This is a genomic window from Microbulbifer sp. ABF4_148 (assembly GCF_056158985.1).
On the sequence record NZ_JBSWUI010000001.1, the window covers coordinates 2,795,878 to 2,819,434 of the forward strand.

The following is a 23,557-nucleotide window of genomic DNA, read 5'->3' on the forward strand; positions in this document are numbered from 1 at the left end:
ACTCCGTGCTATATTCGGCCCGCCTGAATTGGGCTGGTTTTCGGCGCTGCACCGCCATATCACGATGAACTCGTGGGCTCAGGCAGCGTAAAAAGAGAAAATACCGCCAATAGGCCGGGTGCGCGGCAGTCCGCGGCACCGACAAACTTCGGCGACGAGGCAACCCCATTTAAATGAGTATCAAAGGGGCCTCGCCAGCCAAACGAGCTCCCGCCCCAAGGCGGGTTTTATCGCGAAGGTAAGACGGGCTGAAACCCGCAGCGCTTGAAAACGAACAGACTCGAAAACTGACGTCGCTCTCTGTGACGAACGCCAGCGACCGTACTGGCCTCCCGCTTTAGCGCGCCCAACTGGGCAGCCAGGGAAAACAAAATAGACCGGGAGTCAGGCCACAAGCCCCCCGAAGACAGAGAAGCACGAACAAGTGACCCTGCCGTCGATGTAGAGACGGCGCTGGCCATAACCCCGGTCAGCGGCACCAGGCCCCAGAACGGCCAAGATGGTGCCAGTGGAAGCAGCTGCCCACTTGCGGGCGCAGCTTGAGTTGATGAAGAGGGAAACCTCGGCGAACCTGCCCGAAGCATCAAGATGCTTCCAGGCCCGCCAGGAACCTCACTGTCCCGTTAACGGGACAGGTACCACAAGCCTGTAGTCTCAGTGTCTTACCTTTGTGCAACGCAAGGATAAGTACACGCATGAAGAGAATGCTCATCAATGCAACTCAACCCGAAGAGTTGCGTGTTGCCCTGGTCGATGGCCAGTGGCTGTATGATCTCGATATCGAAAACCGCACCCGCCAGCAGAAAAAAGCCAATATTTACAAGGGTAAAATTACCCGCGTAGAACCCTCTCTCGAAGCTGCCTTTGTCGACTACGGCGAGGAGCGCCACGGCTTCCTTCCCCTGAAAGAAATTTCCCGTGAATACTTTACCAAGCAGCCCAAAGACATTGAGGGCCGCGTAAAGATCAAGGATGTCATCAAGGAAGGCCAGGAAGTCATTGTCCAGGTCGACAAAGAAGAGCGCGGCAATAAAGGGGCGGCACTGACCACCTTTATCAGCCTCGCGGGCCGCTACCTGGTGCTGATGCCAAACAACCCCCGCGCCGGCGGTATTTCTCGTCGTATCGAAGGCGAGCAACGCTCTGACCTGCGCGACGCGCTCTCCAGCGTTGAAGTCCCTTCCGGCATGGGCATCATTGTCCGCACCGCCGGTGTTGGCCGCAGCGGCGAAGAACTGCAGTGGGACCTGAACTACCTGATGCAGCTCTGGGATGCCATCAAGACCGAAGCCGACGAATCCAAGGCGCCGCACTTCCTGTTCCAGGAAAGCAACGTCATCATCCGCGCAATTCGCGACTACATGCGTGACGACATTGGCGAAGTCATTGTTGACGACAAAGGTGCCTTCCAGCTCGCTGCGGAGTTTGCCCGTCAGGTAATGCCGCAGTACGCCAACAAGGTAAAGTACTACGACGACGCCATTCCCCTATTCAATCGCTACCAGATCGAGAGCCAGATCGAGACCGCTTTCGAGCGTGAGGTCAAACTGCCCTCCGGCGGATCGATTGTGATCGACGTGACCGAAGCGCTGGTGTCGATCGACATCAACTCCTCGCGCGCGACCAAGGGTGGCGACATCGAGGAAACCGCCCGCAACATCAACCTGGAAGCGGCCGACGAGATCGCCCGCCAGCTGCGCCTGCGGGATATGGGTGGCCTCGTGGTCATCGATTTCATCGACATGCAAAGCAAGTCCAACCAGCGCGAAGTCGAAAAGCGTATGGAAAAGGCGCTGAGCATGGACCGCGCCCGGGTTCAGGTCGGTCGCATCTCGCGTTTCGGCCTGCTGGAAATGTCCCGTCAGCGCCTGCGTCCTTCCCTCGGTGAAACAACCTTCCGCGTCTGCCCCCGCTGTAGTGGCCAGGGCACGATTCGTGGCACCAAGTCTCTGGCCCTGTCGATTCTTCGCCTGGTCGAAGAGGAAGCCAAAAAAGAACGCAGCGCCGAGATCCGCGCCATTACGCCGGTTAACGTCGCGACCTACCTGCTGAACGAAAAGCGGAAGGCAATTTCCCAGATCGAGTCACGCAACAAGACCCGTGTTGTCGTGGTCCCGAATGCCGATATCGAAACGCCGCACTTTGAAGTGCAGCGCCTGCGTGACGATGACGCCGCCACACTGGAAACCTCTTACAAGATCTCCGGCACCGTGGAAGACGTCGTTGCTACCCGCGATGAAGAGCCCACTCGTGCCCCAGCGGCACCGGCTGTGCAGCAAATCACGCATACCGCCCCAGCCCCGACGCCAGTCGAGGAAGAGAAGCCCGGCTTGATCGCGCGACTATTCAAGGCAATTTCAGATCTCTTCTCATCTGACGATGACAAGAAAAAGAAACACAAAAAGGCCAAGGGCCGCGGCAAGAACTACCAGAAGCGCAGCCGCAACCAGCGTGGTAACCGCCGTAGCCGCGGTGGCCGTCAGCGCGATGGCGAGCGTCGGGAAGAGAAGGTTGAAAATCGTCGCGAGCGTCAGGATTCCCGCAAGGATAAACGTGACGGCAAGCGCGACGACAAGCGTCAGGACAAACGCCAGGGCAAGCGCGAAGAAGTAGAAAAGCAGACAGCAGAAAGCGGCCAGACTCAGGAAGGCCAGGGTCAGCGTCGTCGCCGTCGCCGCCGCGGCGGTGAAGGTCGTCGTCGTCGCGAAGAAGGTCAGCAGGATACCAACAAGACAGAAGTCACCGCAGTTGCAGAAGAGGCAGCGGAAGGCGCCAGCGATCAGCAGGACCGCCCTTCCCGTCGCCCGAGCAACGTGCGCGGTCGTCCGCAGCCACGTCGACGCGGTCGTCGCGGAGAGAACCAGGCCGCGGCTAACGTTGCCCAGAGCCAGGAAGAGCTGAACCGCGAAGTCAATGAAGCCATTGACGAAGCCGAAGGCGAAGCCAAGGTCACCGCTGAAAAGGCTGCACCAGAAGCCGTTAAGGCCGCTGCGCCCGCCGCCGCTGCGCCAACCGCACCGGAAGCACCTGCTGCTAAGCCAGTAGCTGAGCCCAAAGCCGACGAGCCGGCAGAAGCCGCACCCGCTCAACCGTGGCAGGAAGCGCAGGCTGCAGTGACACAAAAGACCGAAGCTGACGCCGAGGAAAGTGTCAGTGCGCCGGAGGCGGAAGCCCCTACGCCTGCTGCACCGGTCACTGAAGCCGCCAGCGAAGCTCCTGTCGAGGAGACTGAGGCTGAACAAATACCTGCGGCGCAAGCGCCCGCTGAAACCGCTGAGGTTGCACCTGCGGCGGACAGCGAGCCGGTTGCAGAGGAAGCGCCTGTAGCGACCGAAGCCGCCGAAGCGCCCGCACCAGTGGTCACTGCAGAGCCGCAAGCTGAAGAACCAGTCGTTGAAGCCGAAGCAGCGCCAGTGGCTGCCGCTGCAGCACCGGTGACGGCAGCCCCGCAGACAGTTGGACGCGCCAGCAATGATCCGCGTGTAAATCCAAAGCCACTGGGTGACGTTGCTGTAGCAACAGCGCACCCGCAGATGGGCCTGGATACTCCGCTGGACACTTCCCAGCCGGCAGCCATCGAGCACACCCCGCGCACCATCACTCGCCCTGCGAATGATCCCCGCGTTGGTCGTGCCCAGACCACTGCTGAGCCGGAAGGGCCCGCTGAAGCGAGCTAATCCAGAAGTAAAGGGGCGCTTCGGCGCCCTTTTTACTGCCTGAAAGCTGGCTAAAAAAGCACCTAACCTATTGAAGTAATTAAAAAAATCACGCGCAGGGTTGTACCCGCAAAAAGGGTCGGTATAATGCGCCAGACAATTTGGTGGGGTGGCTGAGTGGTCGAAAGCGGCGGTCTTGAAAACCGTTGACTGTAACAGGTCCCAGGGTTCGAATCCCTGCCCCACCGCCATATACGCTGTAGATTCAAGGGCTTAGAGAGGCCTTTTGCTTCTACCCAACAAAAAGCCCAACAACCGCTGAGGTCGTTGGGCTTTTTTGTATCTCACACTCCAGTGACAAAGGAATGTCATGCAGCTCATTACTGACGGCCCAGATATACCGGACACACTACTTGAGGCACATGAAGAAGGTCGGGTGATATTCTTTTGCGGTGCGGGCATCTCCTATCCTGCGGGCCTTCCCGGATTTGCTGGACTGGTAGAAAACATCTACAAACTCTGCAACGAACACCCCAACCAGCAAGAACAGCAGCTCATAGAAAGCTATCAATACGACGCGGCCCTGGAACAACTTGAGCGCCGATTTGCGGGACAACGCACAGCGCTACGTCAACGCCTATTTCAAGCTCTGCAGTTTAAAGGGAAAAAAGGCGCATACGACTCTCACCGTGCGCTCCTGCAATTGGGTCGAGATCGGAAAGGTCCCTTAAGACTCGTCACTACAAACTTTGATCGTATTTTTACCCGGGCGGCGAAACTCGACAACGTTGCCGTCAAAGAATACCCGGCTCCCTTAGTACCGGTTCCTAAAAATAGCCACTGGGACGGCATTGTCTACCTGCACGGTCTGCTACCCGCTGAGGCAGAAGAGTCGGAGCTCAATCGACTTGTTTTGACAAGTGGAGATTTCGGGCTGGCTTATCTCGTGGAGCGCTGGGCCGCGCGCTTTGTTAGCGAACTTCTTCGAAATTATGTCGTTTGCTTCGTCGGTTACAGCATCGGCGACCCCATATTGCGGTACATGATGGACGCTATCGCTGCGGATCGCCGACTCGGCAACAAAACTCTCGATGCATACGCATTTGGAGACTGCGAACCAGGCAAAGAAGCAGATAAGGAACGTGAATGGCTGGCCAAAGGAGTCACGCCAATTCTCTACCAAGTAACAGAGGATGACCAAGCGCACACCAAACTACACGGCACGCTGAAAGCATGGGCTGAGACCTATCGAGCTGGCGTAGAAGGCCGTGAAGCCGTGGTAACAAAAAATGCGATAGCCAAGCCAGAGTCAAGCACACAACAAGATGACTTTGTCGGCAGAATGCTGTGGGCTTTATCTCATAGATCTGGGCTACCCGCCAAACGGTTTGCCGAACATAACCCTGTTCCGGCAATAGAGTGGCTTGATGCCTTTACAGCAAACCAATTCAAGGTTGCTGATCTTCCAAGGTTTGGGGTTGCCGCGTCAGAAAATAACCAGCTGAAGCAAAACTTCAGCTTGGCTCGGCGCCCAACTCCATTCACTCATGCACCATGGATGGGCCTAGTTTCCCATTACCGCGAAGATGTGCAGTGTGATGATGTAATGACGCAACTGGGGCGCTGGCTAACTCGCCACTTGGACAACCCAAAGCTGATCATATGGATAGCCAGGCATGGCGGCCAACTGCAAAGTAATTTTGCATGGCTAATTGAACGGAAGATGGATGAACTGGTAGAGCTGGAGTCCAAAGGTAGCTTGGACGAACTCCAACGAATTAGAGATAACGCTCCCCATGCCATACCTTGTGTACACATGCGGACCCTTTGGCGCCTGCTGCTTGCCGGGGCAGTCAGACCCACGCACAGCAGTTCGGACCTATATCTCTGGAAAAAACGCCTAAACAGAGACGGCGGCTCAGTAATGTTACGGCAGGAGTTACGTGAACTACTCGCTCCCAAAATTTCTATCGCGGCGCTTTATCGTGATGAGAGTAAAAAACAACCGGAACGTATAAGTGATTTGGTCAACTGGGAACTAAAACTGAACACAGATCATGCGCAAACTACCTTGGAGGAATTTCGCGGTTCTGAAGACTGGCAGGCATTACTACCTTATCTTGTCAGCGATGCCCAACAGTTGCTGAGTGATGCCCTAGACCTCCGCAATGAGTTGGACCCGCATACCGTCGACGAAGACTACAGCCACTGGCGTTTGCCCTCCATCAGCCGGCATGTACAGAATCGAGATCATGATGACTGGGTCGCCCTGATCGAATTGTTACGCGACGCATGGTTGGCCATATTGGAACAGAACCCTGAGCAAGCTCGTACCATTGTGCACGGCTGGCTGATGCAACCCTACCCAACCTTTCGCCGTCTCGCACTGTTCGCCGCCAGTAAGAGTTATATCGCCCCCGACGGCGAGTGGGTTGCCTGGTTACTAGATAATGACCACCGCTGGCTTTGGGCCGGATCAACCCGCCGTGAATCGCTGCGCTTACTAGTGTTGCAGGGCGGCAATCTTTCTCGCGTGAATCAGTCGAGACTTGAAAAAGCTATCTTGGACGGACCAAGGAAGGGAGATAACTATGACGGCAATATCGAAGAGTGGCAACTATTGGCCGACCACGCCGTCTGGTTACGATTGGCAAAACTGGCATCATCCGGCTGCAAGCTAAGTGATGACGCGAAAGAACACTTTTCGCTATTGCAACTGGAACACCTCCATTGGAAACTCGCCAGCGACGAAAGCGATGAATTTTCGATCTGGAGCGGCCGCACAGGCGATGAAGGCTTCAGCTGGCACGACAACGTCGAAGCCGCTCCCCGTTCACTGACTGATCTGATTGATTGGCTTCAAAAGCGCCCGGCCAGTGACAATGACTGGAGTGACATCTGTCGGCAAGACTTTGCGCTTTGTAGTGACGCCTTATGCACATTAGCCCACCAGAATTACTGGCCAGCGCGTTACTGGCGCGAAGGGCTACAGGCCTGGAGCCAGGACCAATTCGCTGTAGACTCTTGGAGCCGACTGGCAACCCCGATAATTGATATGCCAGACGATACACTCCTGGACGTCGCGAACAGCTTAGCTTGGTGGCTGAAAACTATTGCCGGGTCTATTACCGAGCAAGAAGACGCGTTCTTCCAATTATGTCGACGTATGCTAGCTCTGGCGTCACAACTTAAGGATGGTGTTCCCACAGAGGAACCTGTTACTCGCGCAATCAATCATCCCATAGGCCACATCACACAGGCGCTGCTTAGTTATTTGTTTAAGAGTCAGCCTAAAGACAATGACACCTTGCCATCCCCGATACACCAGCTGTTCACCGAGCTCTGTGATCCAAAACAAGCGCAGTACCGCCACTCTCGGGTACTGCTTTCATCTCGACAGATCGCATTGTTTCGCATCGATCGAGAATGGACTACAACTCATCTGCTGCCACTGCTGAACTGGCAACAGGCCAACCCCGAGGCACCCGCGCTATGGCAGGGTTACCTATGGGCGCCGCGACTATATCGACCATTAATATCAGCATATAAAACAGCCTTCTTGGAAACCGCCCAGCACTATAACCTGCTCAGTGAGTACGGCCAGCAGTACGCGAGAATTCTCACCTTCGCTGCCCTAGAGCCAGCTGACACCTTCACACCCAAAGAGTTGCGCGTCGCAATTTCCGCGCTGCCAAATACCGGCCTGCGAACAGTTGCAGATGCCTTGACCCAAGCCTTAAAGGGTGCGGGTGACCAGCGTGAGGCCTACTGGAAGGAAAAAATAGAACCTTTCTGGCAATCACTGTGGCCAAAAGAACAAGAACGGATCACCATTGGTATTGCTGAGGAACTTGTCCAGCTCGCCATCGCAGCCTGCCGCCAATTCCCGGACGCCATAGAGATGCTGAAAGATTGGCTGGTGGCCTTACGCCACTCTGATTACATAATCATGGAGCTCGCGAAATCGGGCTTATGCAGCGATTACCCTGGAGAGTCTCTAGATCTGCTATACCGCATAGTCGATCAGAGCGATCGTGCACCTCTGGAACTAGATCTCTGTCTGAGAGACATACTCGGTGCCGCGCCCCGACTAAACCGAAACCCAGAATTGGTTTCACTGGCTAACTTCGCGCGCCAGCAAGGCCAAGTAATCCATCTCCGAAACCACACTGAAGAAGCGCTTCAGTACTGAAAGGCAGACAGAGACCTCCTCAGCGGCACAGTCTGTCTTTGAAAACTGGGACAGTCACAGTAATTACCCCCCTCCGCTAATTTGCGGGCGCGCAAATTCGATTTGCCACATGGTGTACCTAAAAAAGCACCAGAAACTGATCCCCCCTCCCCCAACTCGAACTGGATAGGCTGCCCCGCCGCACTCATACCTCTAAGGGTCTTCAGTGCGGCGCGGCAATTTTAGGGCTTACTCTCAGTACAAACGGTTGTCACGTCTGAACTCGTGCATAAACCGAAAGAACTTCCAGGGCTTAAACCAAGCCTTTTCGTACAGGTGGGCCATCCAGTCCACGAGCTCCGACGGGTTGGCGACCAGGTCGGTACTCAGGATCGGGTAGTCACCCAGATACTCCTGGGCCTGGTATGACACGAATTCCCAGGAACCATCCCGCGTCCGGCCGACAAAGAAGCCCCGCTCTACCGGAATCAACTCCCCTGTTCTTTCACACTTCGCAAGCTTTTTCATTTTCAATTCCTCAATAATCAGTTTCAGGTGCCGCGCCGCAGTCCGGGCCCTTAGTGGCAGCAGTGCGGCGCGGCAATAATTGGGTTAGCGTTCTGTCGTTTGAGCTTCTGACTCGGACGCTTTCATGGCTTCATATTCGGCAACCATGGCAATACCCATGTTTTCCGCCGGACTGGTGGTGATAAGGATCTCTCCTTCCAACCGCAGAACTTCTTTGGTAATGCAGCCATCCAGCCAGCGCTTGAAGCTCTTGCGAGCTTTATCGCCGTACTGCGCGCGCATGTCGTCGCGCAATACTGCGAGCTCTGTTTGCTCCTCATTGGCCATACGGGACCGCACCGCCTGGTATAGGCTTTGTTCGTAGTTTGTCAGCGCCACTTCGCCACTTTCGTCGATGTCACCTTCCGGTGGCGTTTCGCCCAGGTCAGCACATACGAGGCTGGCAATTTGATCGCCGTCGGCATCCGTAAACAGGTTTTCTTTTTCCAACCAAAACACTTGCGGCACAGGTTCTTTTTCATCCTTGGATTTTGTTCCTACAACCACCACGCCCGCACGCTCTGATTTTGCCCGTTGTGCACGGTACTCAAAGTCTGCCGCAGCACGCAGTGCCGAAGAGCCTCTGGCTCGGTTCGGGTCTGCCACGCCAGAGTGGTGAACCACTAGCACTGTGGCCCCAGTTTCTGCCTTGAGTCGGTCACAGGCGGCGATAAATTTCCCCATTTCTTCGGCTTTGTTTTCGTCACCGTTAAAGCATCGCGCCAAGGTGTCCAACACGATGAGCCCGAACTGTTTGCCGGTTTCATCGCTCTTCTGCTTGACCGAATGAATGAGCTGGACCACCTGCGCGGTGTCCCCGAAGTGCACCGGGTGGTCCAATCGATGTAGATCGGGAATCGGCTGAGCGTTGTTGTACTTATTCGCCAGCGCTTTGATCCGCCGAGGTACGCCAATGCCGCCTTCTCCTGCGATGTAGAGCACAGGGGCTTGCGTTACCCTCGCTTTGTTCCAGCTCCGCCCCAGTGCGATGTGTGCAGCCCAATTCAGTGCGTGGAAACTCTTATAGCAACCGGATGCGCCATAGAGGACACCCAGCGCCTGAGCGGGCATGTACCCTTTAATCAGGTAGTCAAACTGTTTGTCGTACCCGCTAAAACAGGGGAGAAACGTGAACAGCCCCCTGCGTCTTGTTGGCGCCTCGCCGGTTTCCAGGAAGACTGCTTGGTTTGCCGCTTCAGCCAAAGTGCCTTCATCGAAATTTTCCAGCAGCTTGTTAAAGCTCTCTTCCACGCTGACCTCCACCTGCGCAGTAGGTATTGGCTCTGGTTGATTACTCATTGGAGTACTCCTTGCAGGCGCGCCACAGCCGCCTGTACTTCTTTTTGTTGGTTAGGGGTCAAGGTCTTGCCGCTGGCGATGTCGCCCTTGGCAATTTTTACGATCAGCGTATCGAGCTCCGCACGCTCTACTCTGGCTTGGACCCGCTTGTGCAGTGCATAAGCACCCCGGTCAAAGCCGTTCTCTGGAAACAGATCGGATAACTGCATACCCACGGATTCGACAATCTCCTGTGCGGTGCAGCCAGCAAAGCAATGCACCAGCAGGCGACCATCGTCTCCGATCTTGACCGACAAGCTGGGAGAGCGGTCTTCATGAGCCGGACAGCAGGCCTGCCAGCGGTCTTTCCCGGTGGGGCGAACCTTTTCGAGCCTAGTCAGAAAGCAATCAGCAGGCATCAGGGGCCTCCCGATTACGCATGGCGATAAAGGCATGAACATCTTCGGCGCGCCAAACGGTGGTGTTGTCACCGAGGTGGACTGAAGCCGGAGCTTTGCCCTCGGAAACCCAGCGCCACCACGTGGAGCGACTGATGCTCAGATATCGAACAATCTGCTTGTCGCGTAGAAAGCCGGTTCTCGGCAAGGTGTGTATACAAACCATATTTCCTCCTTTGGACTGGATGAATACGGTTTGTATTGAATAGGAAGGGATCGGACAGCGGTTTTAATTAGAATGACCAGCGTTCTAATTATAATTCGGGAACACGCTCGTTAATCGGAAAGGTCGTAACCTGCTTTCAGCCATTTGGCGAGTGTTTGTTGGCTCACGGGAAGCTGTTTTTGGAACCTCGCCAGCAATGCCTCCAACGCCTGTGCGTCGCTATGCTGCTTACCAGACAGTCCTTGCAGCATGACATCAGCGAGCACCATGATCGTTTTCAACTGGTTGTTTTCGACCCTTGCTGAGCTATTCGACGGGGGCAGCGGTGACTTCCCGTCAATCGTTACTGCCCACTTTTCGAACGACGCTCGCTCAACCAACAAATCCCCTTTGCTCGCCAACTCCCGTACTCCACGCTGGAATGGCATAGGGGTCGCTTCACGATGGTTGACCACTCGGTTTTCGCAAGCGGAAATCAGGGCCATTTCTTTCGCCTTACGGCAATGGCCATCGCCTGCACACCAATACTCCAATACGGCGTCATGGGGTAGCCACTCTGCAAATTCCCAAAAATGCGAACAATCTGTATCAAACACCAGCGATACCTCCTGCGGATGCGACTTACTCGACTCCCAGCACCACGAATCCAGCCCCAGTAAAACTGACTGAGCATTCAAGAAGTGGAATCTGGGCAAAGTGGACAAAAATAGAGCAGCCGAATTGCCGGCGCAAGACGGAAAACGGACCGGGTGGTATTGAAAAGGACGGGACTGGACAGCCGGAGAGCGGAAAAGGTACTTCCTTGTACCCCTACCCTATGTGGATGCGCGGCCACGCGAGTTTCACATTTTCTGTGGTCGATCAGTAATTAACCGATCTATCGATAGAGTGGCAGAACTTACTCAGACATTCACAGACTTCCAAATACAAGCGCGGTGCCAAGCACCTGTAGGCTTGCGAAGGCAGCTCCTTTTCCTGATGGCCGTAGATTAAAGGACGCGAAGATTCAGAGAGTGAAAATAAGCGTCATAAGGTTGATCTGACCCCATTTATTCAAACTATGGATACACTTTTTATTTTCTTCGTATTTTAATTTTTCAGACCAACCTGAATTATATATTCGAATAAATCAGCGTACTTTGTATCGATTACGGCTGCACTATCATGATCCCAATAGTAAACCTGTTCACTACAAGTACCTTCATGCGCGATATAACCATAAAAGCCACCAGCCTCGTCATCTGAAATGGCGATGAAGTTGCCAGGAAGGCAATCTCTCGATTCACTATTTTTCTCAACAATAAACCATTCGCCACCCGTGTCTACGGAAAAAATATTGGTAAATGCAAAGTAGCCTCCACCGAAGGCTCGGATAAAGTCTTTATACTTTTCAGGCAGTTTTACGCCCAATCGATTTTCTGCCTCCAAGATTTGAACCTCCTCAGCATTGGAATCAGGCTCATCATCAAACCAGAATGGATTGGAGCTCTTTTTTCTATCAACTATCTTTTTAAAACCATCTAGATCCATTTTTGAGATCCTAATTATTGTCATAAATTAAATCTGGAAATCTCTGATCAGCGCCTTGCTCTCTCGCACGATACCACCAATGTAATCTTTTATCCTGCTGCCTCATCTTCGGAGTCACACCCTGATTATACTTGTTCGGATGTATCGCTTTATTACCCCGATGTGCGCCAGGAAGAATTTCGTGAATCGCCGACCCAGGCATTTGATCTGCATGATGAAGATCCGGACTGCCTAACCCCTTAGGGGGTCTCCCTTTTAGTGCATTTTGTATATCAGCATCCGACCATTCTCCCTGAATTCTTACCGGAGGATCGTTTGGACCATACCCTACTTTCCTTGGGGCCTCATCCGCCAACCGCATCTGACGTATGCGTGAAATATTCTTTGCACGCGCTGCTAGTTTTGCATACCTATAAGCTTTATACCCTCCGTAGAGCAAACCACCCGTAAACGCACCAGCAACGGCAAAAGTAGCTTCCGTAGCAAAAGAGACTGCAGCGCCACGGAAATTTCCTTGTGCCGCCATTAGCGCAGCTTCACCAAAGGGTAGTGCAGCCGCACCAATTTGCGCAGCCATCCCGCCGCTGTGGCTAAGCAGACTTAGTGCATTCACGCCACTTCCACTCTGCGAGGCCGCTGATCTTGACCCGATGCTACCAATATCGCTCGGCGGAGGAACAGAGCCGCTAGGCCCTCCACCGCCTCCATCACCTGCAGGGTCACCCGCACCGTTGTCCGAAGGACCAGAACCATTTTCGCCACTATCGCTACCACTAGGACTTTTTCCATCAGGGGCAGACACTGGTAGTCCAAGCCCGATTTTTGATTCAGCAGTCTCGGACCACTTTACGCCATTTTCGTCAGTCCATTCATCTACATAGTCCGGCTCTTCTTCCTCGATGGTATATCCAGTGGGATCAACACCACTCAGCGGGTTGTTCATGATGTAGCTGTAGGGGTTCAGTCCCTGACTACCAACACCTTGAATAAATGGATCAACCGATAAAAATTGGCCGGTATTGTAATCATAAGTCCGCCCATTCATATGAATCAGCTCAACATCATCCAGATGTTCATGATCTGTAAAGCCACGGGTGGTGAGGCCACTCTCTAAACGCGGAACCAGCTTGTCCAGCACATTGCCCAAGCGGGGCTTGCCAAATGGGTCGAAGCTGTGGGTCTCAGTCAGGTTGCCTGATTCGTCACCAATGGCAACGGTAGAACCCAAGCGATCACGGTGCATAAAACCGATCTCATGGGTAAGGTCGTTGCCGTCATCGGTGGTGGTCAGTACCGCAATATCGTCGATAAAGTGACGATACTTGGTGCCCCCTGCCCCGGTGATGCGCTCGAACAGTTTGTCGATATAGAGCGTGGTCTTACCGGTTGCCTGGTTGACCTGCTTGTAGCGCATTTGGTCTGCGCCATAGGAGAAGTACAGGTTTGCGCCGTTCCGGTTGATCTGCACCGGTTTGTTGAAGGCGTTGTACTGAACCTGCTCCACCCCATCTTCATGGGTACGGTTGCCGTTCTGGTCATAACCGTAGGTCTTGGTACCACCACCAACGAGCGTGACACTTTTGACGGCGCTTGGGCCACCGCTGGAACCTCCGCTATAGGCGTAGCTGCTAGCAAAGTCATCCTTCAGCAGCAGGTTACCTATCTCATCGTAGTCGTAATCGATGGTCGGGCCGTCGGTGCGGGTACTGTAGTCGAGACGGTTCAGCACATCGTAGAAATGATTCTCGACATTGAGTGCTGGACTCTCGCTCGGTACTGAGACCGTCTGCTGCCACAAGTTACCGAAGCCGTCGTAGTCGTATGACAGCATCTGGTGATTGAGCACCAGGCTATCAAAGGCCGAGCCTGACATCTGACCGGTTTCCGCATAGAAGTCGCGCCCGACTTGGTAGTTGCCACCACCGACATTAGCGAAATCCCATTCGCCCCAGGCATCCATCTGGGTGATTTCCCGATAGGTATACCCACTGGCGGCATTACTGGTTCGGAACAGATAACCAGCGTTGTTATAGCTGTACTGCAGCGTCAGGCCAGACGGATAGGTCAAACCTTTCAGGCGGCCATAGTTACTGTCGTAGTGCGTAATAGTGGCGAAGTCTTCATTGTCGATGGAAGTGAGCACCTGATTGGGACGACTCAAACCATCGTAGAAGTAGATGCGCGCATAGTTGGCGTCACTGCGGCTTTCGTTGGCGAGCATGCCAATACCATTGGCAGCGGTATCGTAACCCCAAACTGCCTCTTCGGTACCGTTGACTTTGCGGCTACTCATTCGACCCAAGCGGTCGTAAGTGAAGCTGACTACATCGGCATTGGCATCCGTCTCGCTTTCTACCTCGCCAAAGCCGTAGTAAGTGAAGGACTTGACCCCCATATTCGGATCATCCACCCACTTCTTCTGGCCCAGTGCGTTGTAGGTCGCGACGATGCGATTTGCCGCAGCATCCTGAAGCACGATCGGATTGCCGGCGCCATCATAGGCGTAGCGGGTATTACCGTTAAGGGCATCAACGGTTTCCGTGAGCTGCTGCAGGCCGTTGTACGTACGCCTCATCGTACGGCCATTCACCAGGATTTCGGTGGTAAAGCCACTGCCCTGCTCATGGGTGTAATCGATATCCAGGACCTGGCCATTGGTCTGATCGACGACCTTACCAGTCGCCCGACCGAAGGTATCGTAGCCTTCGTAGGTTGTACCATAGCTATTGGGACTACTCGCATAGTGCGGTACCGATTCAAAGGTAACCTGCCCCAACGCATTGTAAGTCGACTTGCGTACAATCCAGTCAGTACCATCAAAGGCTTGTGCCTCGGCAAGGATTACCCGGCCCAGCATGTCGTGGTAGGTCACCTGAGAAGGAGCGCCCGCCTGCTGCTGGACGGTCTTGAACACCGCATTTGGCTCGCGGACGCAGGCACCGTTATCACACCACTGCAGCGCAGTGTGCGCATCCGGTGCAGCCTTCAGCCCCAGAGCGGATGGAGCGGTAACGGTTGTGACACGCCCAAAACCATCGTAGCCATATTCGGTAGTCAGCCCATTGGCGTCGGTTACCGAATCTGGCTTACCAAACCGGGGGTTGGTGTCGGTGGTTATCGAGTGGTTCAGCGCATTTTTGACGGTCCTCGGGAAGTAGTTGTCGCTGCTGAACGCAGTGGTTTCTACAACACGGGTCTGGGTTTCTCCCTCAGCGCTGGTGGTTACTTTTTCCGGGAGACCGTAGGCGGTGTAGTCCGTTTCGACCTCGGTCCACTTACCCTCGGAAGGTGTCGTCTTCACCCGTTTGGGTTTACGCGCGCTCTCGTCCCACAACAAGTAATCCACTACCACCGTTTGTACGACGTCGGTACCGGCTTCAATATCAACACCATTACGGCTGGTGATCGGATTTTTAGTGACGGTCTGCTTTACGGGCTTATTGATCCACCAATTGGTTTCGTCCGCAGTCGCGTACTGTGTATCTGTACTACTGGATACGACATGCGTTGCATTCGCCTCTTCATAGCGATTCGTTGCGAGCAGGACATTGCCCCACTGGTCAAATGTGCTGGCCTGAGTCTGTGTATACAGCTCCGTCCTCGTATTGCCAGATAATCTCAACGTCCGACTGACAGATTTCTGCTCATGAGAACCAACAAAATAAGGATCATTAGCCGATACTGTCCAGCTATCATCGAGCGCATCTACTACAAACGGCGTACCGTGACTTCCCAGAGGCCAGAATTGCCACGCAAAGTTCGACTCCACGAAAGCATCAACCGACTCGGTATCCGAAGACCGCTCACCCAGCTCCCACTTACGTTGCTTATGCAGCTTGCCGGCAACAGGGAAGATCTGATGGAAATCGGATTGTGTCTCGACATTTGCAGCAATATCTTCCTCAATGACGGTATGGAAGCCCTGGAAACCCCAACCATCCGGGTGATATACCGCTCCTTTAAATCGATATTGCTTTTCGTTTAGACCCCCGACGCCATTGGACTGCTCATACTGAACGGCCACATACATACTGGAGGCGAACTCCATGTAGCCGGCAGCACCCTGTCCGGAAACCGTATCGAGATACGAGCCTTTTTCATACAGAGGTTGATCAATGGAATCGTAGCGCGCATCACGGGAACTCAAAGGACGATAGTGCCAGCGATTTTCATTGCCCATGGCATCCTGCACAGAAGACAGCATATCCGTAGGCTCGAATCGCTCGCTACCTGTGGCAGAACCCCGGTTACGGTAGACATATGCACCAAAGTCACCGTGTCCCCACGATGAAGAGAAGGTACAACCTGTTTCTTCACGGCAACCGTAAGTAAAGATAAAGTCACTCAGGCCATTGCCAAACGCATCGACGACCGCAGTTTGTGTGGCGGATCCGACAATTCCTGTGTTAGTGAGGCTGGCAGAGAAAGACCCATCAGCGCTTTCAGTAAACTGCAGCGCCTGATAGGTATAGAGACTTTCATCCATACGGTCGACCGGATAGGTCAGCCAGTTACTACCGGATTCATACTTCTGGTACATAGCGTCGCCACAGACTATCCCGCCACTCACTACGCTCTGACAGTTGGAGACGACGCGAGACCCCGGCATCAGCATTTCGGGCAATCCATCCGCATTCAAATCAGCAACGCGGAAGCTGCTCGAGTATTTGGGGAAATAGGCAATATTCCAACCTTCACCACCAATACTCTGGTAGTAAGGGTACTCCCGTGTGGCGAGCAGACCATCACCGCCATTCACAGGTTGCCAATTCGCGAAGTCTCCCCCGGTATTGATTGCCAGGTAGAGCGATTGGCCTTTCCAGGTTAACCAGTCAGACATCCCATCGCCGTTGACATCCATAAAGAAATGGAAGAAGAACTCGCCGACCCCGCCCGGGGTTTGGGTAAACGCGGCGCCCAGTGCCAGGTCATGCAACGAAACCGTATCGAAATACACCTCGCCGTTGTCATCCAACTTGGTGAGGTAAAGCAAGTAAGGCAGCGGCTGAGGAGATGCGGCACGGCCCCCGGGTGCCGGTAAATCGGTGTCAGAGTCAACGAAATCGGGCAGCCCGTTACCATCCATATCGCCGGCAAACTGAACCGTACTCTGGATCGCGCTGGTTCCCGCGTCATCGCGCCTGAAGGAATAGATTCTTTCACCGGCGTCAGGATAAGGGGCGGCACTGTTGCCCGAATGGAGGTGCAGGTAGAGATGAGCACTCGCAGTATTAACATCGCTCCGCACCACAATGTCGGTCCAGCCATCGCCATTGAAATCGGCAATGGCGGCTATGCGGTCATCCTTTATCGAGGCAGAGTCTCGGCGAGTCTTGATGGCAGTATTTTCCCAGGTGCCATCACCACTATGTGCAATCTGCAAATAGCCACCGCTGGCAAAACGCCAACTGTCGGTTACGCCATCCCGGTTGAAATCAGCACTGAAGCAGTAACGCCTGTGCGCCAATGCATCATATGAGCAGTTTTGTACGTCGGAGGAATTAGCACCTTCATAATACCCCTCGGCGTCCATAAACCATCCACGCCAATCGACCACGCCATTCCCATCGGCATCTCCTGCGGGCATTAGATCCTCGATTTCCCGGACCGATTGCAGCATGGGCGTGAAGTTGCCGGAAGGCGCATTCTCATAGTTGTCGGAGCTATCCCCATCGTAATAGCCAATTTTCTCTACGGTGAAGGAGACTTCTGCGTCTTGCCACTCAAAACTAGAGGGCTCAAAACAGGACTTCGAACCCTCTTCAAAGCCGCAATAAGTCACCGCGTCTAACAAGCTTCTGCCCGTTGCACGACTTGGTTTATAACCAAACTGGTATTCGGCATGGTCACTACCACCTACCGACACAGTGATTCGGTCCAGAATCTGCGTCTGCCGTATAACACCGCCCACCAGATATCTGCTGCGCTTATCGGCGCGCGAGATGTACTCGAATTGCACCCGGCGAGAACCTTTTACGGTACTTGCCCCGGTGTAGTAGATATCGGTCAGCAGGTGTTCGCCAGCGCCAAACTCGCTGTACTCATAAATGACAGAGTTCTTTTCTGTGGTGGTATCTTCTTCGCGGGAAAGCGCCCAGGTGAGAGTTTTTGACTTACCGTCAGGGCTGTGGCGAGAATCGGAGGTCGCACCATAGAAACGGACCCGGCCATCTTTGGTATTCACCGTAAAGTACGTCGACGATGAATCCATCCGGCCATGTTGGACAATCTGCATAAAGCTGTCGTGCTGCAATCTATAGGTGGCCAAATTGGCACCATAGGTCCCTGACGTGGCAACAAGGCGCTGGCCGTCCAGACACAGTCGGTCGATCGTCTCATCCAGCTGGACCGACAGGTTATGACCGTCATGAATCACATCGCGCGAACATCGGCTGATGACGGAGCCCGCCGATAGATTGAAGCCCATACCCACTGCGCCATTTCCTGCGCGACTGGAATATGACACTTCGACAGCGGGCTGTACGCCATTTCGACCTGGCGGCAGCGCGATTGGCAACCGATAACTGGCAGCCCCACCAACAACACCGCCCTCTCCTGGGACAGCGCCCACCGCTTCTCTAGCTGGCGCAGCCGTTGGCGTATAGGTGGCATCTTCTATAGCGCTTCCCAGAAGCGCATGCTCCGCCCACGCCGCAGGTACCTCGACTTCGGTGAGGCCAGAGACAACCACATCAGAACACTTGTCTGTACCGGGCTTCTGGTTACACGCACGGACTTCAAACAGATAGGAGCCCGACAATTCGGCATTGACGATGTCCCTGGACTTTGACTCAGCAGTTTGCCAGACACCACCACCCATGCGGACCTGATAGTAGTCGTCCCAGGTGTTTTCCTGGCGCGTCCAGCTGACATCCGCATACCTTGAAAGACGAGAGGAAGCCTCTACATTCGTCGGCGCCAATGGCTCCGGATGGAAGACCTCAACATTTATCGTCACCGGATCGGAACATCCTGAGGCGTTGCACGCGGTGACCTCATACACGTAGGTTCCATCATCACGCGCAGCATGAACCGAGTAGGTCTGGGACAGACCGAGATCTATCCACTCGCCGGGTGTGCCGCCGACCACTTCACGAATTTCAAAGTGATCAACTGACCCTGCCTGAGGGGACCACTGGACGTCGTAAATGCCATCAGGATCGACGCCGGACGCAGTGGTACTCGCTATCGTCTCCGGAATTTTGAGCAGCTCAATCGACTTTTGCGCACTGATCGCACTACAGAAGTCGAGCGCGTTACATGCCTGGTACTGGTATGTGTGACTTCCATCCTCTCGACTATCGAAGGTAGTGGTCACTGCAGTATCGTCGAGTGTTTTGGTAGTAGATGACTCGAGTTCAGTAACAAAATAGTGACTGACGTTGGGGCTGGCGGCAGGCCAACTAACGGAGATATCACCACTCTGCACATCAGCAGACACCTGTAAGCTGCCTTGCAATACCGGCGGACGCAACACCTGCACTACGTCACTCCGCGGACCTTCTGCACCACACTGGTAATCCAGCGACGACATGCCATCTTCATCAACAGCAATACATGCTGAAATCGAGTAACTCAAATCGCCATCGGCAGGACTGGGAATAAACTGCTCAGTACTCTCGTGTACCTCCCAGGTGCGTCCGGAAGGGTATTCCTTAACGATCGCACCATTACCTGCAGTCTGAACCCAGGAAATTGTGTAGCCGGAACCGTCATTCTTATCAGGAACAGTCGGCGCCGCGCCGGATGTTGGGTACGCAACTACCGTTGAAGCAGCACCGCTCGTATCACACGCCCAATCAAAACTATTACATGCCCTGACACGATAGAGATAGGTCCCCTGAGGGTTATCCTTAACCTCATAGCTCCGCAACAAACCTGTGTTGTAGGCCGTCCAGTCCGCACCACCGTTGGCACTTTCTTCCAGAATAAAATACGTGGCTACACCAGGCGCATCGGCCCAGGTTATGTCGTAATAGCCTGAAACGCTACTCGAAGGATTACTTGGCGTACCAGGAGCACCGGGCTTTTTACGCACGGTAACATCGGCCGATACACTGCCATAGCTGGAACACGCCCAGGAATACTCATTACATGCACGGGCTTTGAAATCCCAAACGCCATCGGTCAAACCGCTCGGCTGGGCATCGGAACTGCCACGACCAGTAACCGCGTTACTCCAGGAACCACTGTTGTTCAGGCGCTTCTGCACATCGTAGTAGGTCGCTTTACTCACGTTGGCCCAATCGAGGCTTACCGAGCCATTGCTGGTGGTACTGCCAAGGCCAGGCGCTGCCGGCGCCGCGGGCTTCGCGCGCACCTTGAGCTCACCGCTTTCGCTACTGGTGCTGCACGACCAATCGAATTCGTTACACGCAAGCACCCGGAACCGCCAACTGCCGTCGGCAAGCCCACTTGCCAGTTCACTGAGATCGGTTTGCGAACTGCCTACGCGCTGCCAGCTACCGCTATTGTTCAGTTCTTTTTCGAGGTAATAGTAAGTAACAGTGCCCGACGGTTTAACCCAGCTGACCGTTACTTTACCGTCGGTGCTCTGCGTGGTGGACAGCGAGGGGGAAGCACCAACACTGGGGCGCTTGCGGTAGGTCATGGTGTTACTGGCACTGCTGTAACTACCACAATTCAGTTCAGGCGCAGCACCACCACCTTCGTTAAATACCATGCACGATGCCAAAGAGTAGGTATAAGCACCGTCTGACGAGGGGGAACTGATCTGGAAGCTATTTACATCGGTTTCGATGTCCCAGGTGCGGCCAGACTGATTCTCTTTGAGTTTATAGCCGTTACCAGTCCGCTCCGACCAGGTAATCGTAGTCGTAACTTCTGCCTGCTGGGAAGGTGCCGAGGGCGCACTGCCCGCCGCAGGATAGGCCACGGTCGTTTGCTTTTGGCTACCGGTGCTACATGCCCAGCTGTAACCGTTACAGGCTTTCACTCGATAAAGGTAGGTGCCCTGCCCTTTATCCTGCACTTCATAGGACCGGGTAGTGCCGGTGTTATAGCTCGTCCAGCTGCTCCCGTTATTGCTGCTCTCCTGCAGCTGATAATAAGTGACCGTACCGGATGACGGCGCTGACCAGGAAATGGTGTAGTAGCCATTGGAGCTGCTGGAAGGATTGTTTGGTGTACCAGGAGCGCCGGGCTTTTTACGCACGGTAACATCGGCCGATACGCTGCCGTAGCTGGAACACGCCCAGGAATACTCATTACATGCACGGGCTTTGAAATCCCAAACGCCATCGGTCAAACCGCTCGGCTGGGCATCGGAACTGCCACGACCAGTAACCGCGTTACTCCAGGAACCACTGTTGTTCAGGCGCTTCTGCACATCGTAGTAGGTCGCTTTACTCACGTTGGCCCAATCGAGGCTTACCGAGCCATTGCTGGTGGTACTGCCAAGGCCAGGTGCTGCCGGCGCCGCGGGCTTCGCGCGCACCTTGAGCTCACCGCTTTCGCTACTGGTACTACAGGACCAATCGAAATCGTTACACGCAAGCACCCGGAACCGCCAACTGCCGTCGGCAAGACCACTCGCCAGTTCACTGAGGTCGGTTTGCGAACTGCCTACGCGCTGCCAGCTACCGCTATTGTTCAGTTCTTTTTCGAGGTAATAGTAACTAACAGTGCCCGACGGTTTAACCCAGCTGACCGTTACTTTACCGTCGGTGCTCTGCGTGGTGGACAGCGAGGGGGAAGCACCGATACTGGGGCGCTTGCGGTAGGTCATGGTGTTACTGGCACTGCTGTAACTACCACAATTCAGTTCAGGCGCAGCACCACCACCTTCGTTAAATACCATGCACGATGCCAAAGAGTAGGTATAAGCACCGTCTGACGAGGGGGAACTAATTTGGAAGCTATTTACATCGGTTTCGATGTCCCAGGTGCGGCCAGACTGATTCTCTTTGAGTTTATAGCCGTTACCAGTCCGCTCCGACCAGGTAATCGTAGTCGTAACTTCTGCCTGCTGGGAAGGTGCCGAGGGCGCACTGCCCGCCGCAGGATAGGCCACGGTCGTTTGCTTTTGGCTACCGGTGCTACATGCCCAGCTGTAACCGTTACAGGCTTTCACTCGATAAAGGTAGGTGCCCTGCCCTTTATCCTGCACTTCATAGGACCGGGTAGTGCCGGTGTTATAGCTCGTCCAGCTGCTCCCGTTATTGCTGCTCTCCTGCAGCTGATAATAAGTGACCGTACCGGATGACGGCGCTGACCAGGAAATGGTGTAGTAGCCATTGGAGCTGCTGGAAGGATTGTTTGGTGTACCAGGAGCGCCGGGCTTTTTACGCACGGTAACATCGGCCGATACGCTGCCGTAGCTGGAACACGCCCAGGAATACTCATTACATGCACGGGCTTTGAAATCCCAAACGCCATCGGTCAAACCGCTCGGCTGGGCATCGGAACTGCCACGACCAGTAACCGCGTTACTCCAGGAACCACTGTTGTTCAGGCGCTTCTGCACATCGTAGTAGGTCGCTTTACTCACGTTGGCCCAATCGAGGCTTACCGAGCCATTGCTGGTGGCACTGCCAAGGCCAGGTGCTGCCGGCGCCGCGGGCTTCGCGCGCACCTTGAGCTCACCGCTTTCGCTACTGGTACTACAGGACCAATCGAAATCGTTACACGCAAGCACCCGGAACCGCCAACTGCCGTCGGCAAGACCACTTGCCAGTTCACTGAGGTCGGTTTGCGAACTGCCTACGCGCTGCCAGCTACCGCTATTGTTCAGTTCTTTTTCGAGGTAATAGTAAGTAACAGTGCCCGACGGTTTAACCCAGCTGACCGTTACTTTACCGTCGGTGCTCTGCGTGGTGGACAGCGAGGGGGAAGCACCGATATTGGGGCGCTTGCGGTAGGTCATGGTGTTACTGGCACTGCTGTAACTACCACAATTCAGTTCAGGCGCAGCACCACCACCTTCGTTAAATACCATGCACGATGCCAAAGAGTAGGTATAAGCACCGTCTGACGAGGGGGAACTAATTTGGAAGCTACTTACATCGGTTTCGATGTCCCAGGTGCGGCCAGACTGATTCTCTTTGAGTTTATAGCCGTTTCCTGACCGCTCCGACCAAGTAACCGTCGTTGTGACTTCTGCTTGCTGGGCGGGTACCGAGGGCTTGCTTCCCGCAGCCGGATAAGCAACCACAGTTTGTTTCTGGCTACCTGTTGTACAAGACCAACTGTAACCATTGCACGCCTTGACCCGGTATAAATAGGTGCCCTGCCCCTTGTCCTGCACTGTATAGGAACGGGTTGTACCCGTGTTATAGCTCGTCCAACTGCTCCCGCTATTGCTACTCTCCTGCAACTGGTAGTAAGTCACCGTACCGGAGGGTGCCGACCAGGAAATGGTGTAATAACCGTTGCTGCTGCTGGAAGGATTGTTTGGCGTACCGGGGGTGCCTGGCTTTTTACGGACAATTAGATTGTTACCGCCATATCGCCAACCACTACAACCTGACGCATTGCACCCACGAACAGCATAATTGTATGTAGCGTCTACTCGGCCTGACAGAGATTTACTTCTAGCCGTCCCACGGTACACTTCTGCATACGAACCTGAGTTCTTTTTCTCACGCAGCTCATACCGATCTACGCTACCACTGGACGCCCCCCAGCTAATTGAAAACGAGCCATCGTTATCTGAAGTTGGCACCGTGATTGATGATGGAATACCCGGCTTCGGTAGCGTCACCGTGACAGT

Annotated in this window: 9 protein-coding genes and 1 tRNA gene; 3 read left to right on the forward strand and 7 right to left on the reverse strand. The window is 54.3% G+C overall.

What is annotated here, in order from left to right; genetic code table 11:
* Positions 1-695 precede the first annotated feature (695 nt).
* The 3 genes from rne (at position 696) to dsr1 (ending at position 7,848) form a co-directional block, all read left to right on the forward strand.
* Positions 696-3,677 (forward strand): ribonuclease E, encoded by a 2,982-nt coding sequence (gene rne, locus ACXAD0_RS12305; protein ID WP_475088742.1) that lies wholly within the window; start codon positions 696-698, stop codon positions 3,675-3,677.
* Between the two features lie 142 nt (positions 3,678-3,819).
* Positions 3,820-3,907, forward strand: a tRNA-Ser gene (locus ACXAD0_RS12310).
* A gap of 119 nt (positions 3,908-4,026) precedes the next feature.
* Positions 4,027-7,848 carry an anti-phage defense-associated sirtuin Dsr1 gene (gene dsr1, locus ACXAD0_RS12315; protein WP_475088743.1) on the forward strand — a complete coding sequence of 1,274 codons (3,822 nt, stop codon included), beginning with the start codon at positions 4,027-4,029 and terminating at the stop codon, positions 7,846-7,848.
* Positions 7,849-8,082: 234 nt separating this feature from the next.
* Here the strand turns inward: dsr1 and ACXAD0_RS12320 are convergent, their stop codons facing one another.
* From ACXAD0_RS12320 to ACXAD0_RS12350, 7 genes are all read right to left on the reverse strand, one after another.
* Positions 8,083-8,355, reverse strand: coding sequence for a hypothetical protein (locus ACXAD0_RS12320; protein ID WP_475088744.1), 273 nt, complete (start codon positions 8,353-8,355; stop codon positions 8,083-8,085).
* Between the two features lie 84 nt (positions 8,356-8,439).
* Positions 8,440-9,693 (reverse strand): helicase RepA family protein, encoded by a 1,254-nt coding sequence (locus tag ACXAD0_RS12325; protein WP_475088745.1) that lies wholly within the window; start codon positions 9,691-9,693, stop codon positions 8,440-8,442.
* On the reverse strand, positions 9,690-10,091 hold the full coding sequence (locus ACXAD0_RS12330; protein ID WP_475088746.1) for a CHC2 zinc finger domain-containing protein: 402 nt from the start codon (positions 10,089-10,091) through the stop codon (positions 9,690-9,692). The genes ACXAD0_RS12325 and ACXAD0_RS12330 overlap by 4 nt, the downstream gene beginning before the upstream one ends.
* Entirely contained in the window at positions 10,081-10,296 is a 216-nt protein-coding gene (locus ACXAD0_RS12335) for a helix-turn-helix transcriptional regulator (protein WP_475088747.1), read from the reverse strand. Before ACXAD0_RS12335 ends, ACXAD0_RS12330 begins: the two co-directional genes overlap by 11 nt.
* 110 nt (positions 10,297-10,406) lie before the next feature.
* The gene (locus ACXAD0_RS12340; protein ID WP_475088748.1) at positions 10,407-10,892 is read right to left on the reverse strand and encodes a hypothetical protein; all 486 of its coding nucleotides are present in this window, start codon (positions 10,890-10,892) and stop codon (positions 10,407-10,409) included.
* A 493-nt stretch (positions 10,893-11,385) separates the two neighbouring features.
* Complete coding sequence (locus ACXAD0_RS12345; RefSeq protein WP_475088749.1) at positions 11,386-11,826, reverse strand: SMI1/KNR4 family protein; 441 nt, start codon at positions 11,824-11,826, stop codon at positions 11,386-11,388.
* Between the two features lie 10 nt (positions 11,827-11,836).
* Positions 11,837-22,783 (reverse strand): SpvB/TcaC N-terminal domain-containing protein, encoded by a 10,947-nt coding sequence (locus tag ACXAD0_RS12350; protein WP_475088750.1) that lies wholly within the window; start codon positions 22,781-22,783, stop codon positions 11,837-11,839.
* Between the last annotated feature and the right edge of the window lie 774 nt (positions 22,784-23,557).

What these genes read in the sequence shown, in the direction of transcription:
- dsr1 (WP_475088743.1), top strand. Translation starts at nt 4,027, where the DNA reads ATGCAGCTCATTACTGACGGCCCAGATATACCGGACACACTACTTGAG.
- ACXAD0_RS12320 (WP_475088744.1), bottom strand. Translation starts at nt 8,355, where the DNA reads ATGAAAAAGCTTGCGAAGTGTGAAAGAACAGGGGAGTTGATTCCGGTA.
- rne (WP_475088742.1), top strand. Translation starts at nt 696, where the DNA reads ATGAAGAGAATGCTCATCAATGCAACTCAACCCGAAGAGTTGCGTGTT.
- ACXAD0_RS12350 (WP_475088750.1), bottom strand. Translation starts at nt 22,783, where the DNA reads ATGGTATTTAACGAAGGTGGTGGTGCTGCGCCTGAACTGAATTGTGGT.
- ACXAD0_RS12325 (WP_475088745.1), bottom strand. Translation starts at nt 9,693, where the DNA reads ATGAGTAATCAACCAGAGCCAATACCTACTGCGCAGGTGGAGGTCAGC.
- ACXAD0_RS12345 (WP_475088749.1), bottom strand. Translation starts at nt 11,826, where the DNA reads ATGGATCTAGATGGTTTTAAAAAGATAGTTGATAGAAAAAAGAGCTCC.
- ACXAD0_RS12335 (WP_475088747.1), bottom strand. Translation starts at nt 10,296, where the DNA reads ATGGTTTGTATACACACCTTGCCGAGAACCGGCTTTCTACGCGACAAG.
- ACXAD0_RS12330 (WP_475088746.1), bottom strand. Translation starts at nt 10,091, where the DNA reads ATGCCTGCTGATTGCTTTCTGACTAGGCTCGAAAAGGTTCGCCCCACC.